Source organism: Luteolibacter ambystomatis, assembly GCF_018137965.1.
Classification (GTDB): Bacteria; Verrucomicrobiota; Verrucomicrobiia; order Verrucomicrobiales; family Akkermansiaceae; genus Luteolibacter; species Luteolibacter ambystomatis.
In genome coordinates this window covers 3,602,757-3,619,577 of record NZ_CP073100.1, presented here as the reverse complement: position 1 = coordinate 3,619,577, position 16,821 = coordinate 3,602,757, and the positions used below count along the sequence as shown (strand labels likewise).

Sequence of the window (16,821 nt, the reverse complement as noted above, 5' to 3'; positions counted from 1 at the left end):
CGACCGGCTGGTTCGATCAACCGGGTTCCGGTTTGGCCATTCGGTGTTGTCCATTCTTGTGCGAAAGATCCGGGTTCCATGGTTCGTCCTGCTTTGATCCATGAAACCCCTGCTCCTTGCTCCATTGTTGGTCCTGCCCTCCGTCCTTGCGGCGGAAGGTCCTTACCCGGTTGATCCCGCGTCCCAGCGCCACGAGGGCGTCCCGGTCGGCACGGTGGCCAAGCACACCTTCAAGGACAGCAAGGTTTATCCGGGTTCCACCCGCGACTACTGGGTCTACACTCCGGCGCAATACGACGCCTCGAAGCCCGCCTGCCTGATGGTCTTCCAGGACGGCGGCGGCTACGTGAACGAAAAGGGCGCGGACAAGGTGCCGATCGTGTTCGACAATCTGATCAACTCGAAGGAAATGCCCGTCACCATCGGGTTGTTCGTCGATCCGGGCGTCACGCCTGCGGGTGATGGCAAGAGCCAGCCGCGCTACAACCGCAGCTATGAATACGATGCCTTCACCGGCGACTACGCGAAGTTCCTCACCAGCGAGCTGATTCCGGAAGTCGCAAAGGAGCGGAACATCAGCCCGAACCCGGATCACCGTGGCCTGTGCGGCGCTTCCTCCGGCGGCTGCGCGTCGTTTTTCGCGGCGTGGGAGCGCCCGGATCAGTTCCGGCGCGTGTATTCCATGATCGGCACGTTCGTGGGCCTGCGCGGTGGCGATGAAACGGCGGTGCTGGTCCGCAAGACGGAGCCGCTGCCGTTGCGCGTATTCCTGCAGGATGGATCGAACGACCAGAACATCTATTGCGGCGACTGGTGGATGGCGAACCAGGAGATGGAGCGGTCGCTCCAGTTCGCGGGCTATGAAGTGAACCATGCCTGGGGTGAGGGACCGCATTCCCACCAGCACGGCGGCGCGATCCTGCCGGATGCCATGCGCTGGCTGTGGAAGGATTTCCCGAAGCCGGTCGAGGTGCACTATGATGCGACCAAGAGCCGTGCGAAGGACATGCTGATCCCCGGCAAGGATTGGGAACTGGTCAGCGAAGGCCACGGTTTCACCGAAGGTCCGGTGCCCGGCCCGGATGGCACCGTGTTCTTCTCGGACATTCCAAAGAATCTCATCCATCGCGTCGGTGCGGATGGGAAGGTGTCCGTGTTCATGGAAGACACCCGCGGCACCAATGGTCTCACGTTCGGCCCGGATGGCCGTCTCTATGGCTGCCGCACCGGCAGTGGCGAGATCGTTTCGTGGGACATCCAGACCAAGGAGGAGAAAGTCCACGCCACCGGCATCAAGGGCAATGACCTCACCGTCGCGCACGATGGCACCATCTACGCCACCGAGCCCGCCAAGCACGCCGTGTGGATCATCCGCTCCGGGCAGGAAAAGGTGCTCGGCAGCGATGCCTTCCGCGGCGTGAACGGCATCTCGCTTACTCCCGACCAGAGCCGCATCGACGTGGCCGATCCGGGTGGTCGTTACATCTGGTCCGCCACCCGCGCGGCGGATGGTTCGCTGGTCAACGTCCAGCCTTACCATCACCTGCATCTTCCGCCGGCCGATCCCGATCCGGGCAGCAAGGCCGATGGCATTCGCGTCACCAAGGACGGCTGGCTGCTCGCCGCCACCGCGATGGGCATCCAGGTCTTCGACCAGCCGGGTCGCGTGAACCTGATCCTGCCACCCGTGCCCGGAGCGCGTTATCCGTCCAATCTCTGCTTCGCCGGACCGGAGAAGGAGACCCTCTACGTCACCTGTGGGGACAAGGTCTACAAGCGGGAGACCAAGCTGGTCGGAGCGATGGCTTGGGAAGCGCCGGTGGATCCGCCGAAGCCGCATCTCTGATTTTTGTAGCTGGAGTCGTAAGACTTCAGGCGGGGGGGATCCACCCTTGTCCTCCAATCTCGATGCCCGGCAGATTTCATCCCGGGCATCTGAGAGCAATGATCGCCGGAACCCGTGCGGCACTCTATCCAGCCCGAAGTCTCACGACTCCGGCTACCCCGCGTTCGAGTCTTCTCCTTAAAATCGCATTGGTTTACCCAAAAACGCCCTCCTTGATATGGGGAGGATTGCCGGTTGCCGAACCGGGGTCCGCCCGATAGGCTCCGCGCCCCATCGATGAAACCGGTATTCCTCTACGATACGACGCTGCGTGACGGCACGCAGGGCGAAGGATTCCAACTTTCAGGTCTCGACAAGCTGCGAATTGCCGAGCGTCTGGACGCATTCGGCATCGATTACATTGAAGGCGGCTGGCCGGGATCGAACCCGAAGGACGTCGAGTTTTTCCAAGCGGCGAAGTCGCTCAAGCTGAAGCACGCGAAGCTGGCGGCCTTCGGTTCCACCCGCCGTGCGGACACTCCCGTGGAGCAGGACGCCCAGGTGCGCTTGCTGCTGGAGGCGGAGACACCGGTCGTGACGATCTTCGGCAAGAGCTGGGAGCTTCAGGTCACCGAGGTCCTGCGCACCACGCCGGAAGAAAACCGCGCGATGATCCGCGACACCGTGGCCCATCTCAAGAAGCACGGCCGCGAGGTGGTCTATGACGCCGAGCATTTCTTCGACGGCTACAAGGATTCCGCCGAGCACGCGCTGGCCACTCTTCAGGCTGCGGCCGAGGGCGGTGCCGATTGCCTGGTGCTCTGCGATACCAATGGCGGCACGCTGCCGCATGAGGTGCAGGAAATCTGCGAGGTCGTCCGTGCCCGCATCCCCGGTACTCCGGTCGGCATCCATACCCACAACGACTGCGAACTGGCCGTGGCCAACGCGGTCGCCGCGGTGAAGGGTGGAGCCACCCAGATCCAGGGCACCATCAACGGGTACGGCGAGCGCACCGGAAACTGCAACCTCACCTCGGTGATCCCGATCCTTCAGCTCAAGATGGGCCTCACTGTCGTGCCTGCGCTGGAGAATCTACTGGATCTCTCGTATTATGTGGACGACGTGTCGAACAATCCGCACTTCGCCCGTGCGCCCTTCGTCGGCCGCACCGCCTTCGCCCACAAGGGCGGCATGCACGTCAATGCGGTGAAGAAACTGGCCCGCAGTTACGAGCACATCGTTCCGCAGTCCGTGGGCAATTCACAGAACATCCTCGTCTCCGAACTCAGCGGCCAGGACAACATCCTCATCAAGGCCGACCAGCTCGGGCTCGGCCTGGAGAAGGGATCGCCTGTCGCCAAGGCGGTGCTGCAGAAGGTGAAGGAGCTGGAGCACGAAGGCTATTCCTTCGAGGCCGCTGGTGGTTCGCTGGAGCTGCTCATCCGCCGCGAGCTGGGGACCTACACGAAACCTTTCGACCTGAAGGAATACCACACCAGCTTCCGCAAGTACCGTGACGGCCATGAGCCGGTCTGCGAGGCCACCGTGAAGCTCTACGTGGACAACACGCCGGAATACACCGTGGCGGAAGGCCATGGCGTGGTGAACGCGCTCGATGTGGCGCTGCGCAAGGCGCTGCTGCCCTTCTATCCGGAGATCGAGGCGATCTCGCTGGTGGACTACAAGGTCCGCATCGTGGACGGCCATGACGCCACTGCGGCGAAGACCCGCGTGCTGATCGAGACTACCGATGGTCATCAAAGCTGGGGCACCATCGGTGTGTCCGAGAACATCATCGAGGCGAGCTGGATCGCCATCGTGGATGGCATCGATCTCTTCCTGCAGAAGAAGCGGAAGTGATTTGAAAGTGGATCGTAGCCGGAGTCGTAAGACTTCGGGCTGGGTGAATACGACCTCATCCCGATGCTTCGCTTTGGATAGGTCGGGAGAAAACCGACATGCGAGGCACTCCGGAACTTTACCCAACCTGAGTCTCACGACTTCAGCTACCCTGCAGAGACCAGTTTTACTTCACCTTCGCCAGCTCCGTCGCACGCCACAGGTACCACGCGGCGTGCGACCGATGCGGGCGGAACTTCTCGCCTAACTCTTCCAGCACCTTAGGCTTCGGCATCGCGTCCAGACCGTAGGCCCATTGATAGCCGCTGCGGACTCCGTAGTCATCCACAGGCCAGACATCGCCACGGCCGAGCGTGAAGATCAGAAGCATCTCCACGGTCCATTTCCCGATCCCTCGCACCTGTGTCAGCCGAGCGATGATCTCCTCATCGGACAGTGTTTCGATTTCCTTTCGTCCCGGCACTACGCCGGAAATGGCTTTCTCCGCCAGATCCCGCAGCGCCGCGGTTTTCGAGCGCGAGAACCCCACGCCTCGAAGGTCATCGTCGCTCACGTTGGCGAGCGTCTTCGGCCCCGGATCGCGCCCGCCGGGAAATAGATTGCGGTAGCGGCCGAGGATCGTTTGTGCGGCCTTGCCGTGGAGTTGCTGGTGCGCCACCGCGCTGACCAGAGATTGGAAGGGCGTGCGCTTGGTTTCGTATTCCATCGCGCACGGACCCACCCGGTCAATGAGTCCCTTCATCGTCGGGCACGCCTTTTTCAAGCGCGCCACCGCCTTGGAATGATCCGGGGGCATGCTCAGCGGCGCTTGCGTGGCGGGCTGGAGCGTGGACCGGATCGCGATCCACCACGCGGACGGAATGATGGGCGCTGCGGAGCTTCTTCTTCCTCCGGCTGGTTGGCCTTGCCTTTCTTCACGGAGGACGCGGCGGCTTTCTTCACCCGCAGGATGTTCGCGCCGAGCTGCATGCCGTCCATCTCCCGGATCGCGTTCACGGCGTCCTTGGCGGTGGCCATGTTGGCGAAGGCGAAGCCTTTCGAACGGCCGGTCTCCTCATCCATCACGAGATCGAGAGAGGTCACCTTGCCGAACTTGCGGAGCACGGCGTGGAGCTGGATGCGGTCGGTGGCGCGGTCGAGATTGCGGATCAGGATGATCATGGAGTTCCGGTGGAGCGGCACTGTAGGCGGGAACCTTCCCGGAAACGAGCATGGATTCTTGGCGGGGCGGCGGTTTCCTGACACGGTCGCGCCCCGCTCCACATCATGTCCGCTCCGTTGCCCGCTTTTCCGCCTGTTTCCGGTTGGTTGATCCGTGTCTCCGAGGTCTTCGGGGAACTGGTGGAGGAGGTGATCCAGCGGACTGGTGCGACCGCTTCCACACCACTTGGGAGCGAATATCACCTTCTGAAAGGAACAGACTTCCAGGCCATCCGCGCCTCGGACGCCGCCCAATTCATCCGCTGGAACCTGCCCGTGCATCACAGTTGGCCGTGCAACCCGCAGAAAACGGAAGGCTTCATCGAAAAGGCGGCGCAGGCGATGTTCCGGAAATTCGGCCATCTGCCGCTGCAAGCGATTCTGGTGGGCCAGCTCGATCCCAGCTCACCGAACAAATACTACAAAACCCTCGCCTCGAACCTCCGGGGGCGCACCCTCCAGCTTTTCCCGAACGTGGGAAAAATCGAGGTCGAGGAACAGGACCCGGCCGCGCTTACGTTATTCTGCCTGGTTGGGCCGGAAGGCCTCTTCTGCGGCGTGCAAAGCCTGCGGGACAGCAATGGCTTCCACCCCGGAGGTACCCGCTACATCAGCCAGAACGCTCCCGGAACCATCAGCCGTGCTGGCGCGAAGATCGCCGAGGCCCTCCACTATCTCCGCCTCCATCGTCCGCTGCCCATGACCGGCAGCCACTGGCTGGAGCTCGGTGCCAGCCCGGGCGGCATGACTTCGGAACTTTTGAAACGCGGCTATCGCGTCACTGCCGTGGATCGGGCTCCGCTCGATGCCCGGCTCGACAAGACCTCCGGCCTGACCTTCTTGCGTGCGGACGTGGCCACGTTCCAGCCGCCTCAAGGCGAGAACTACGATGCCTTTCTGTCCGATCTCAACGGCAGCGCGCTCGAGTCCATCGGCTACATCATCCGTCTCTCCAGCCACCTTCGGAAGGGCGGTTTGGTGGTCTTCACCCTGAAGACCTCGGATGCCAGCAGCGTGGAGGCCGCCAGCGAACTTCATCAAGCGGTGACCACGCGGGCGAAGGCGGTGGGTTTGTCGTTATTCGCAACCACGCACCTGACCTACAACCGGCAGGAGTTCACACTGTTCTTGGAGAAAACCAAGGTCTGATCGGGCGAATTGCACGGGTTGCGCGGAATGCCCATGCGAATTGCGGGGAAAGCTGGGCACTACAACAGCTTGAGTGTAGTGGCGAGAGGGTGTTTTTCTCTCATCGTGAGTGAGTTGGGTGGAGATTCGATCATTCGGAATGGTATCTGCGAGAAGGGAGACAAGGAGTCAGAACAACCTCCGGAAATCCATGAAATCGTTCCTTCTCAAAGTCATTGCGACGGCGTTGGTCGGCTTTACGGCGGTTTCCTGTACCACCAGCTATGATGCGTACGGAAATCCCCGCGAGTCCGTTGACCCGCTTGCCGCTGCGGCGGTGGCCGGTGTCGCCGGTTACGCGATCGGCCACAACAACCGGCCGAAGTATTACTACGGCGGGCCCTACTATCGCCCGTACTACCGCAATTACTGGGGACGCGGCTACGCCCGCCCGATCAATCCGTATCGTGCGAATGCCTTCCGCCACCGCGGATACTGGCGCTGATTGGCTCCAGGTTGGAAAAGCCGCTCGGGAGACTTTCCCGGCGGCTTTTTGCTTTTCCGGATGAATGAATCCGGACGTCGCCCGTCAAAAGGGTGAATCGAATATTCCCATGAAGAGCACTCTCATCAAAGTGATCGCCGCCGGGTTGGTCGCCATGACGGCCACCTCATGCACGACGACCTACGATGCCTACGGTTATCCCCGCCAGTCGGTGGACCCCCTCGCCGCCGCTGCTGTCGCCGGAGTCGCGGGTTACGCCATCGGCCAGAATAACCGGCCGAAGTACTACTACGGAAATCCGTATTGGGGTCCGCGCCCCTACTACTATCGTGGTCATCACCGCCACTGGTGAGGATTTGATTTGGGGATGTGCAAGGGCCGGACAGTGGTCATGATCGCCGCGTCATGCAGATGCGTGAAGCGGCGGAGCGGGTGCTGTTTGCGTCCACCTTGGAGGAGAAGCTTCTGCTTGTCCCCAAGGACATCCGTGACGATCAGCCGGGCAAGGCCATCGCCGTACCCGGCTCCGGCCCCGGCCGACCGGCCGAGTTGCGGCTTGGAGAGAAGGGGGTGAAGGTCGATTTCCCCGGCACCCACCGGCTGGATGATGACCGCGAGCGCGGCAGGCTGCTGCACTTCCTCGCGAATCACGAGTTGCTCGCCGCGGAGTTGATGGCGCTGGTGCTGCTCAAGTTTCCCGATGCGCCGAAGGAATATCGCGCGGGCGTGTATGAGGCCATGCGCGAGGAGCAGATGCATACGCTCCTGTATTTGCGGCGGATGCGGGAATGCGGCATCGGCTTCGGTGAGCTTCCGCTGAACGATTTCTTTTGGAAGCTGGTGGCTCCGGTGGAGTCGCCGCTGGAATTCGTCACACGCCTCAATCTCACCTTCGAACAGGCCAATCTCGATTTCTCGAAGCACTACGCCGCATTGTTCCGTCAGGCCGGGGACAATGCGACCGCAGCGGTGCTGGAAAAGATCTACCAGGACGAGATCGGCCATGTGGGTCACGGCGTGAAATGGTTCCGTCACTGGAAACAGCATGGTACCACCGATTGGGAGGCCTTCTGCCAGGTGCAGCGGCTGCCACTCAGTGCCGCGCGTGCGAAGGGGGTCGCTCCATTCAATGCCGAAGGCCGTCGGCTCGCCGGACTCGATGAGGATTTCATCCGCCATCTGGAGGTCTATGGCCAATCGCGCGGCCGCACGCCGGTGCTGGCGTGGTTCAATCCTGATGCGGAATCCCACGTGATGGCCGCCGTGAGTGGCACTCGCTACGATCCGAACAAGCACGCCGTGGCGCTGGACGAGGATCTGGAGATCCTCGCGCTCGCGTGGTGCCGGAAGGATGACATCGCCGTCATGCGTCGTCCGCCATCCGCAGCGCACCTCGCTTCGTTGAAAGCAGCAGGCTTGGAGATCCCGGAGATTGTTTCGCGCGGAGACTTGTCCACGCTTCAGGATCGGAAGCTGGGTGGCATGCGCCCGTGGGCGTGGTCGCCGGATGCTTCGGCCTTGTTTGAGGGGCTGGCGGACAACATCGCGCCAAGCATGCCGTGGGCGTGGCGGGAAAGTTTGCCGCCGGTTTGCTTCTCGAAGGAGCTCGGGGTGCGTTTGGAAGAACAGCTTGGCATTTCCTCCGGGCAACGCGGCAGGCTCGCCACCGATTTGGATATCGTTCGCGAGAGAGCCGCCGTCATCCATGCCGGAGATCGTTCCGCCTTGTTGAAAGCCGCCTATTCCTGTGCGGGTCGTGGACATTTCCGCATCGATCCTGGCAGGCTGGATGAAGCGGCCTTCGCATGGATTCGCCAGGCGCTGGAAAAACACCGTGCCATCGCCATCGAGCCGTGGCTCCGGCGCGTCCTTGATTTCTCCGCGCTCTACGAAATGGAGGCGGATGGCCGCGTGCGCCTCGTCGGCATGACCGTGATGGAGAATGACAGCGCGGGGCGCTTCACCGGTACCCGCGTCGCCTGGAAATGGGGATCGATGCTGGACCCGGAATGTGCGGCTTTTTTCTTCGGCGCAGGGCAGGGGATGGATTGGTATGAGAATCGCATTCCGGCCGAGCTGCCCGCGCTTTTGCCCGGCCATGTCGGACCGGTTGGCATCGACGCGATGATCCATCGGCTTGCAGATGGATCGCTGGCCTTGCGGCCGGTGGTGGAGGTGAACGTCCGCATGACCATGGGCCGGATCGCCCTTGAGCTTCAGAAACGCAAGGCCTTCCGTGGCAACGGACGCTTCCGCATCCTGCGGAAAAAGACATTCGATGGGATGATCCCGGGCCGGACCTTGCTCACCGATCCCTCCATGGCAAAGGAGTTCATCGCCGTCTGGGACAAGCAGGTACCATAACGTCCTACCGGCCCCACGCATCCCACAGCAGCTTCACGGTCATCGCAAACACCACCGTGAGAAAGACCGGTCGGATCACGCCCGCGCCACGGCGGATCGCCAGGCTCGCACCCGCCCTCGCGCCGAGAAGCTGTCCCGCGATCATCACCGCACCCACTGCGAAGTGTACCGAACCGCCGGCGAGAAACACCACCAGCGCTCCAGCGTTGCTCGCCAGGTTCGCTGCTTTCGTGTAGCCGGTTGCCTCGCGCAGATCACTGCCCAGCAGGGTCACCAGTGCCACGGTCCAGAACGAGCCGGTGCCCGGTCCGAAGAAGCCGTCATAGAATCCCAAAGCGAGGCCGAAGACCGTGGCGAAAACCATCGGTGCCATCTTCCGCTCTCCGCGCTGCAAACCGAACCGACGGTTCACTGCGGTATAGACCGCCACCGCTGCCAGCATCCACGGGATCACCCGCTTCAGCAGATCCTTGTCCAACACGCTCACGGCGAAGGCCCCGGCCATGCTCGCCGCGAAAGCCAGCACCACCGCGATCCGCATGCCCTCCATCTTCAGCAAACCGGCTTTCAAAAATCGGCTCACCGCCATCGAGGTGCCGAAGGACGATTGGAACTTGTTCGTTCCCAGCGCGATTCCCGGTGGCAGTCCTGCCGCGAGCAGGGCCGGGACCGTGATCAGTCCGCCGCCACCGGCGATCGCATCGATGAATCCACCCGCCAGCCCGGCGAAAAACAGCAGCAGGTAGGTCCACGGTGGCATCGTCCGCAGGCAGCATGAAGGCTCCGTGCCTCACGGGAAGCGTGATTTTTCTTCCGAGGAAACGTGCATCCAGCGTCATATCCCCCGATAGTCCCGGCAGTTCATGACCTTCTTCCGCAAAGCCTGGCGCTGGCTCCATGAGAAATGGACCCACCTTTTCCTGCTCAAGGATCGCCCGCACGCGATCGCGCTCGGCGTGGGGCTTGGCATGTTCTGGGGATTCACGCCCTTCCTGTTTTTCAAGACCCTGCTTGCGATGGGAACCTCACGGTTGTTCCGCGGCAATGTCGTGGCCGCGGCCATCGCCGTGCAGCTCCATGACGTGACCATTCCGATCTCGCCCTGGCTGCTGCTGTGGGAATACCGCGTCGGCTACTGGCTCCTGCACGCGCCTCATGAATTCCCGCCGGGCCATCCGAAGGTCAGCGAACTGTTGCGCTGGTCCACGATCTTCACCGTAGGAAAGCCCCTGGTGCTCGGCTCGCTGCTGTTGGCGGTGCCGATCGGAGTCATCAGCTACGGGTTGATGCTCCGCTACCTCGAACGCCGGGAAGCAAAGCGCGCCGCCGCACCGCCTGCGGACGAGTTTTCCGGAGTCTGAGCGTGTCCAGAGGAAAGAGCGTCCTTACGTGATTCCACCTGTGGTGGAGTGACGTGGAAATGGAGAAGTGAGATTTCAACAAAACCACGCTTGCGGTGGCCGGTGGGGGCACTAGGTTGCGCGCCCCCGATTTTCGCATGGTAGCCGTAGAGAACGCATGGGTGCGCGGACAGCGCTGGGCCAGTGACAGCGAGCCCGAACTGGGTCTCGGAATCATCCTCAGCGGTGCCGATGGCCGCGTGGAGATCGTCTTTCCCGCCGCTGGCGAGCAACGTTGCTATGCGCTCGATTCGGCGCCGCTGCGCCGCGTGCGCTTCCTGCCCGGTGATCGCATCAAGACCCACACCGGTGCGGAGATGACCGTGGAGCGTGTGCGCGAGGAAAACGGCCTGCGCATTCATGAGACGGAAGCCGGGGATGTGCCGGAAGCGGAGCTTTGCGACTCGATCAGCTTCAGCAAGCCGGAGGAGCGTCTCTTCGGCGGCAAGCTCGATGATGTCGCCGCGTTCGATTTGCGCGGTGAAGCCTTGCGACGTCGTGCCGACATGCGCCGCTCGCCGGTGCGCGGGCTGGCCGGTGCGCGCATGGATCTCATTCCACACCAGCTTTTCATCGCGGATGAGGTGGCGAACCGACCCGTGCCGCGCGTGCTGCTCGCGGATGAAGTGGGTCTCGGCAAGACCATCGAGGCGTGTCTGATCATTCATCGCCTGTTGCTTACTGGTCGTGCTTCGCGCGTGCTGGTGCTGGTCCCGGAGCCTTTGGTTCACCAGTGGTTCGTGGAACTGCATCGTCGCTTCCAGCTTTCATTCGAGATCTTCGATGAGAGCCGCTGCGAAGCGATCGAGGAAGGCGACCCGGAAGGAAATCCATTCCTCGACAGCCAGTGGGTGCTCGCCTCCATCGATTTCCTCGCCAATGACGAACGCCGCACCGGACAAGCGCGCGAAGCCGGTTGGGACGTGCTCGTGGTCGATGAAGCCCATCACCTCGAATGGTCGCCGGAGGAACCCGGTGCCGCCTACGAAATGGTGCGCTCGCTCGCAGCGGAGACCGAAGGACTCCTGCTGCTCACCGCCACGCCACAGCAGCTCGGCCCGGAAGGCCACTTCGCCCGTCTCCAGCTTCTCGATCCGGAGCGATATTCGGATCTCGCGCGCTTTGAGAAAGAGTCGGCGCATTACGAGGAAATCGCGGACATTGTCGAACGCATCGATGCGGGAGAAGACATCGGTGCCTCACTCGATTTGCTGGTGGCAGGCCGCAAGCGTCTGGAACAATCGCTCGCCCGCTTCCGCAGCGGCGTGGATGGCGCGCGCGAAAAGCTCGTCTCCGATCTGCTTGATGGCTTCGGGATGGGGCGTGTGATGTTCCGCAATACCCGCGCCCATCTCGGTGGTTTTCCCGGTCGTGAACCGAATCTCGTCAAGCTGAAGGGCAAGGAAGGCTTTGTCGCCGCCGTCAACTGGGTGTGCAAGCTGCTCAAGGAACTGGGTGACGAAAAGGTGCTCATCATTGCGAATACGGTGGAGCTCGCCAGTGCGGTGATGGAGGCCATTCAGGAAGAGTCCGGCGTGAAGGGCGCGCTCTTCCATGAAGAGCTGACGCTTCTCCAGCGCGACCGCAATGCCGCCTACTTCGCGGAGCCGGACGGCGCGCGCATCCTGGTGTGCTCCGAAATTGGCAGCGAGGGCCGCAATTTCCAATTCGCCCGCCATCTGGTGCTTTTCGATGTGCCGGAGGACATCGATGTGCTGGAGCAGCGCATCGGGCGCCTCGACCGTATCGGCCAGAAGGGAATCATCCGCATCCATGTGCCGTACATCGCGGGCATGGAGGAGGCGCTCGTTCGTTGGATGGATGAAGGGCTCGATGCCTTCCGCCACAGCGTGGCCGGTGGGGCGGAGATCCAGTGGCAGGTGCAGGACGAACTCAATCGCGCGCTCGATGGCGGCAAGCCTGCCGCCGTGAAGAAACTGCTCGCGCGCACCGCCGAGGTCCGCGCGGAGGTCTCCGAACGTCTGGCCCGCGGGCAGGATCGCTTGCTGGAGCGCAGCTCGCACCGGCCGGCGAAATCCGCTGCGTTGGTGGAAGGTATCCAAGGTTGGGACGCGGACAAGGAGTTCGAGGACTTCGTCATCCGGCTTTTCGAACACAGCGGAGTGGATATCGAGGAGCTCGATCCGCGGCGTTATTTCCTCAAGCCCGGAAACCTGAAGTCCGATGCCTTCCCGGCGCTGCCGGATGACGGCATCACCATCACTTTCGACCGTCGTCGTGCGTTGGGGCATGAGCATGAGGCATTCATGACCTGGGATCATCCCATGGTTCGCGGTGCGCTCGATCTCATGCTCGGCACCGCCGATGGCAATGCCTGCTTCGCCCTTTGGGAAACGGGTGGCGACAAGCGGATGCTGCTGGAAGCGTGGGTGGTGGTCGAGGCCATCGCGCCCGCGAAGCTGCACGTCGAACGCTTCCTGCCGCAGACACCGGTCCGCATCATGGTCGATCACCTCGGCAATGTCCTCACCGATGATGCCACCGTGGCCGCGGCGAAGCTGCGCCGCAGCGAATCGAAAGGGCTGCTCAAGAACGAGTCGGTGAAACGCAAGGTGCTGCCTGCGATGCTCACGAAGATCCGTGACATGGCGGTCGAGCAAAGCCGCCCGATCATCCAAGCCGCGCAGGAAAGCATGTTCTTGGAACTCTCGGCTGAAATCTCCCGCCTCAAGGACCTCGCCAGCGTGAACGATCACGTCCGCCCGGAAGAAATTGCCGCGCTGGAATTACGCAAGGCGGAGTTGGCCAAAGCCATCTCCGCCGCGCGTCCCCGCATCGATGCCGTGCGCTTGATCTGGAAGGCCCCAGCCGCTCCCAAGAAGGAAAAGACGGTCGAGTAGAACCAGCGACCTTTCTATTTCGCACCTTTGGTGCGTGAAGATCGAGGTGGAGACTTTTCCGCTGGTTCGCCTTACAGCGGCTTCAGCACGATCGTCTTGAACCAGACTTCCGCGCCGTGGTCCTGCAGCAGGATGCGGCCTTTGGGGGCGGCTCCGAAGTTGGCGATGTCCTTGAATTTGCTCTTCGCCAGCGCCGCCTTGTAGGTATCCCCGGACAGGTCGCCATCGACCACTTTCGAGCCGTTCAGCCAGTGCTCCACATGGAAGCCGTGGAGGATGATCTTCGATGTATTCCACTGTCCCGGAGGATTCAGCTTCTTGTCCGCAGCCGGCGGATAGAATTCATACAGCGCTCCGGTCTGGTGGATCGCTCCGTTCTTCCCGTCCGGATGCTTCGCGTCATCGAGCATCTGGTACTCGAAGCCGAGCACGCCCTTGCCGGGATAGGTCTGCACGCGGTACTTGATGCCGCTGTTTCCGGCCTCCGCGATCTTCCATTCCCAGGTCAGTTCGAAGTCACCGTATTCCTTGTCGCTGAGCAGATCGCCGCCGGCGCTGGCGCGGTGAAGCAGGCCTTCCTCGACCTTCCAGCCCGTCGTCACCGGCTTGCCATCGGCTTTGGTCCAGCCGGACAGGTCCTTGCCATTGAAAAGGTTGATCTCTTTCTCTTCCGCCATCGCGGAAAAGGGCAGCAGCAATGCGAGCATGAATCGGAAGCGCATGATTGGAATACGATGATGCGGGTTCAGTTGTTGCAAACAATTTCAGTCATCATTCCCGATATTGTCGAGTTCGTGGAGGTAACCTCCGTAGAAGCTCACGATCTTCCATCCTACGAAGATGACGATGCAGGCGTAGAGCACCTTCGGAACCGCCACCCCCAGTGCCGTGACCGCCTGTTCCGCATCGCTTTGGAAAAGGCCCGCCCACCGGTCCAGGTCCTGGTCGAGCGTACCGGATTCCTCGGCGGTGGCGTAGGAGCGGGAGAAAGCATTCGGAAACGAGCTGCTGGCGATGAACTCCGGTCCCAGTGGCCCACCTTGTGTGGCAGCCTCCGCGACCTTCAGACCCGCCTCGCGGATCAGGCCGCTGTGGGAGGCTGCCGCCGCAGTGGACGCGGTCTCCTGCATGCCCAGTCCGGCCAGCAGGCAGGTGTGATAGACCTTGGTGAAGCGCGCCATCGCCAGATTGCGGCGGGCCTTGCCCACCCACGGCAGGCGGTTCACCAGGCCGTCGAGGGAGGGGTTGGTCTCCGCTGCTTTCAGGAGGGTTTTTCCCGCTAGATAGAGCACGAACGTTCCGGCGTAGAACACCAGCAGGGTGAGGATCAGGGATGGCAGGATTTTGGAGAATGCCTCGCCGCGCTGGAGTGGTCCGGCGGCCGTGCCGACGAGGATGCCCATGTGCAGCACGATCAGAGGATAGATCATGCTGCGTGTGATCGTCCGTGTGGCCGAGGAAACCATGCCGAAATAGTCGGCCAGATGCCGGAACGCCGGAGCCATGCGCCCCGAGCGCTCGCCCGCGGCGATGATGCCGCGTTCGAGCTCGCTGATGGCTGTGGTTCCATCGGTCAGCGCGTCCGTGATGGTCCGGCCTTCGGCGAGGCCTTTTTCCATGCGGTCCAACAAGGCCCGTTCCGCGTCCGGCACTCCGCTTGCCAGCATGGAAGCGGCGGCTTTGCGGATGTCGAAACCCGCGGCCAGCAGCTTGGAGAGTTCGAAATAGAACAGGTGCTTCTTCGCGGCACTGAGAGCCATGGACGGTACGTTGTCACCGCATCCCCCTTTGCCAAGAGCATTCCTGAGTGAACGGTTGTTTCCGGGTGGAAAGCAGTTGGATAAGATCATCCCATGAAACGACTCCTCCCGGTGAAGGATCATTTCACCGCAGCGTTGCCAGTCTTTCCATGGCGACTGTGGCGGCGTGGTCCCATGTCCACTTGTCCACCACTTCATGGGCGGCGCTTCGTCCGAGTGCGGCGGCTTTTTCCGGTTGCTCCACCACCTGACGCATCAACCGGCGCAGATGGCTGACGTCCGGCTTCGCCCACGTGCCCCAGTTGAGCCAGCCATTGAAGAAAAACGGATCACGCACGCGGATAAAGTCCGCCACATCCACCAGCAGTGCATTGCCCGCATGGGCGAAGGTGGTGAGCGCGCTATAGTTCGTGGTGATGCATGGCAGCCCGCACGCCATCGCCTCCAGCAGCGGCAGCCCCCAGCCTTCGGCGCGGGTGGGAAGAACGAAGGCATCCGCATCCCGATAGGCCCGCACCAGTTCCGGCAATGGCAGATCACCGCGGCAGAGGATGTTCCGGTTCTCCGCTTTCAGTTTCTTCAACTCCTTGCGCAACCGCGCTTCCTGATCGAAACCGTCGATGAACGGGTTGTGCGCGTGCAGCACCAGCTCCACGCGTTCCTCCGGGCCGAACTCCGCGCAGAATGCCTCCAGCAATTCCGGCAGTGCCTTGCGGGCTTCCCACTTGCCAATGAACAGGAAACGAAACGGAGCATCGGCGGGACGTTGGCGCGGTCCCGGACGGAACACCTCCGGATCAAAGCCCAGCGGCACGACGGAGAGTTTCTCCGCGGCAATTCCATTCCTTACGAATAGTCCGCGTTGCCACTCGCTCAGGACGAGGATGTGGTCGAGACGCTGCAACTTCCGGCGGACCGGCCAGGGAATCCGCGAGGTTTCCCACGGCACATAGCTGACCACCCGTCTGCCAGGCAAGGTGGGGGAGATCTGCCAATCGCCGAGGTTCAAGGTCACCGCATCGGCCGAGACCGGCGTTGCGGATGGCGGATGACCCTCCGGCGGATCGATGAAGGCGACGGGCATGTGTTTCGCCAAAGCACATGCGAAGGAGCGTCCGACGACGCTCCATGATCCCTTGGCCCGCCAATGCAGATTGAGCATTCAGCCTGGGTCGGACTCGGAGACGTGGATGTCGTCATCCCACCATTTCGAAAGGCGGGCGTTTGGAACGGCGGGGATGGCCAGACCGGCGTGATCGTAGTGGGAGGTGTCGTTGAAGAGTGTCAATCGCGCGTGAACCGCATCCTTGAAGTCCACGATGTTCAGCGCCGCCGGATTCTGATCGAGATTGTCGCGATAGCGGCGCGGGTCGAAACCCAGCAGCGAACTCAGCAGCAGGCGGATTGTCGCCTTATGCGAGACCACGAGGATCGTGCCGCCCTGATGCTTGCGGACGATTTCGATGAGAGCTGGCAGGGCGCGTGCGGTGACTTGCAGCCCGCTTTCGCCGCCTACAGGAGCGAACGTGAAGGGATCTTCCTCCCAGGCGGCGGATTCCTGCGGAAACTGCGCATCCACCTCACCGCGGGTGAGTCCTTCCCAGCGGCCGTGGGAGATCTCCTTCAGCCCCTCCACGGTGTGGATTTCCAAGTGGTGGGGGGCCGAGATGAGCTTCGCGGTTTCGACGGTGCGGTCCAGCGGAGAGGCGTACACCGCGGTGATCTTCTCACCTGCCAGCCGCACGCCGAGCCTCCGTGCTTGCTCGCGTCCTTCATCGGAAAGGGGGACGTTCGTGGCTCCGGCGAAGCGGTCTTCGGCGGTCAGGATCGTCGCGCCGTGGCGTACCAGGAAGATGCGGGTCGAGGGCATGACTACAGTCTAGCCATCCCGCTCCGCCGGGGCGAAGGGAAAGTT

The 16,821-nt window shown here is 62.3% G+C and carries 15 protein-coding genes; 8 read left to right on the top strand and 7 right to left on the bottom strand.

The features are described 5' to 3' along the window. Positions 1-100: 100 nt before the first annotated feature. Complete coding sequence (locus KBB96_RS13780; protein ID WP_211630024.1) at positions 101-1,846, top strand: SMP-30/gluconolactonase/LRE family protein; 1,746 nt, start codon at positions 101-103, stop codon at positions 1,844-1,846. Positions 1,847-2,122: 276 nt separating this feature from the next. Further along, positions 2,123-3,688, top strand: coding sequence for a citramalate synthase (gene cimA, locus KBB96_RS13775; RefSeq protein ID WP_211630023.1), 1,566 nt, complete (start codon positions 2,123-2,125; stop codon positions 3,686-3,688). A 166-nt stretch (positions 3,689-3,854) separates the two neighbouring features. On the opposite strand, the gene KBB96_RS13770 is transcribed toward cimA, so the two are convergent. Beyond that, positions 3,855-4,484, bottom strand: coding sequence for a DNA-3-methyladenine glycosylase family protein (locus tag KBB96_RS13770; protein WP_211630022.1), 630 nt, complete (start codon positions 4,482-4,484; stop codon positions 3,855-3,857). A 2-nt stretch (positions 4,485-4,486) separates the two neighbouring features. Further along, complete coding sequence (locus KBB96_RS13765) at positions 4,487-4,849, bottom strand: RNA recognition motif domain-containing protein (protein WP_211630021.1); 363 nt, start codon at positions 4,847-4,849, stop codon at positions 4,487-4,489. A 105-nt stretch (positions 4,850-4,954) separates the two neighbouring features. Between KBB96_RS13765 and KBB96_RS13760 the strand changes: the two genes are divergently transcribed. The 4 genes from KBB96_RS13760 (at position 4,955) to KBB96_RS13745 (ending at position 8,885) form a co-directional block, all read left to right on the top strand. Then, positions 4,955-6,037 (top strand): SAM-dependent methyltransferase, encoded by a 1,083-nt coding sequence (locus KBB96_RS13760; protein ID WP_211630020.1) that lies wholly within the window; start codon positions 4,955-4,957, stop codon positions 6,035-6,037. A gap of 190 nt (positions 6,038-6,227) precedes the next feature. Then, the gene (locus tag KBB96_RS13755; protein WP_211630019.1) at positions 6,228-6,521 is read left to right on the top strand and encodes a hypothetical protein; all 294 of its coding nucleotides are present in this window, start codon (positions 6,228-6,230) and stop codon (positions 6,519-6,521) included. A gap of 109 nt (positions 6,522-6,630) precedes the next feature. Further along, the gene (locus KBB96_RS13750; protein WP_211630018.1) at positions 6,631-6,873 is read left to right on the top strand and encodes a hypothetical protein; all 243 of its coding nucleotides are present in this window, start codon (positions 6,631-6,633) and stop codon (positions 6,871-6,873) included. Between the two features lie 53 nt (positions 6,874-6,926). Beyond that, positions 6,927-8,885, top strand: a complete 1,959-nt coding sequence (locus KBB96_RS13745) for a DUF455 family protein (protein ID WP_211630017.1) — start codon at positions 6,927-6,929, stop codon at positions 8,883-8,885. A 4-nt stretch (positions 8,886-8,889) separates the two neighbouring features. Here KBB96_RS13745 and KBB96_RS13740 read toward each other — a convergent pair whose 3' ends face one another. After that, complete coding sequence (locus KBB96_RS13740) at positions 8,890-9,645, bottom strand: TSUP family transporter (protein WP_211630016.1); 756 nt, start codon at positions 9,643-9,645, stop codon at positions 8,890-8,892. Positions 9,646-9,748: 103 nt separating this feature from the next. Between KBB96_RS13740 and KBB96_RS13735 the strand changes: the two genes are divergently transcribed. After that, positions 9,749-10,246 (top strand): DUF2062 domain-containing protein, encoded by a 498-nt coding sequence (locus KBB96_RS13735; RefSeq protein ID WP_211630015.1) that lies wholly within the window; start codon positions 9,749-9,751, stop codon positions 10,244-10,246. Positions 10,247-10,383: 137 nt separating this feature from the next. Next, positions 10,384-13,146: a helicase-related protein gene (locus KBB96_RS13730; RefSeq protein WP_211630014.1), complete on the top strand. Its 2,763-nt coding sequence runs from the start codon at positions 10,384-10,386 to the stop codon at positions 13,144-13,146. Positions 13,147-13,217: 71 nt separating this feature from the next. On the opposite strand, the gene KBB96_RS13725 is transcribed toward KBB96_RS13730, so the two are convergent. From KBB96_RS13725 to KBB96_RS13710, 4 genes are all read right to left on the bottom strand, one after another. Next, positions 13,218-13,868 carry a 3-keto-disaccharide hydrolase gene (locus tag KBB96_RS13725; RefSeq protein ID WP_211630013.1) on the bottom strand — a complete coding sequence of 217 codons (651 nt, stop codon included), beginning with the start codon at positions 13,866-13,868 and terminating at the stop codon, positions 13,218-13,220. Between the two features lie 42 nt (positions 13,869-13,910). Next, positions 13,911-14,906: a type II secretion system F family protein gene (locus KBB96_RS13720; protein WP_211630012.1), complete on the bottom strand. Its 996-nt coding sequence runs from the start codon at positions 14,904-14,906 to the stop codon at positions 13,911-13,913. 124 nt (positions 14,907-15,030) lie between these two features. Then, entirely contained in the window at positions 15,031-15,990 is a 960-nt protein-coding gene (locus KBB96_RS13715; RefSeq protein WP_211630011.1) for a glycosyltransferase family 4 protein, read from the bottom strand. A gap of 78 nt (positions 15,991-16,068) precedes the next feature. Beyond that, entirely contained in the window at positions 16,069-16,776 is a 708-nt protein-coding gene (locus KBB96_RS13710; RefSeq protein ID WP_211630010.1) for a histidine phosphatase family protein, read from the bottom strand. Positions 16,777-16,821 lie beyond the last annotated feature (45 nt).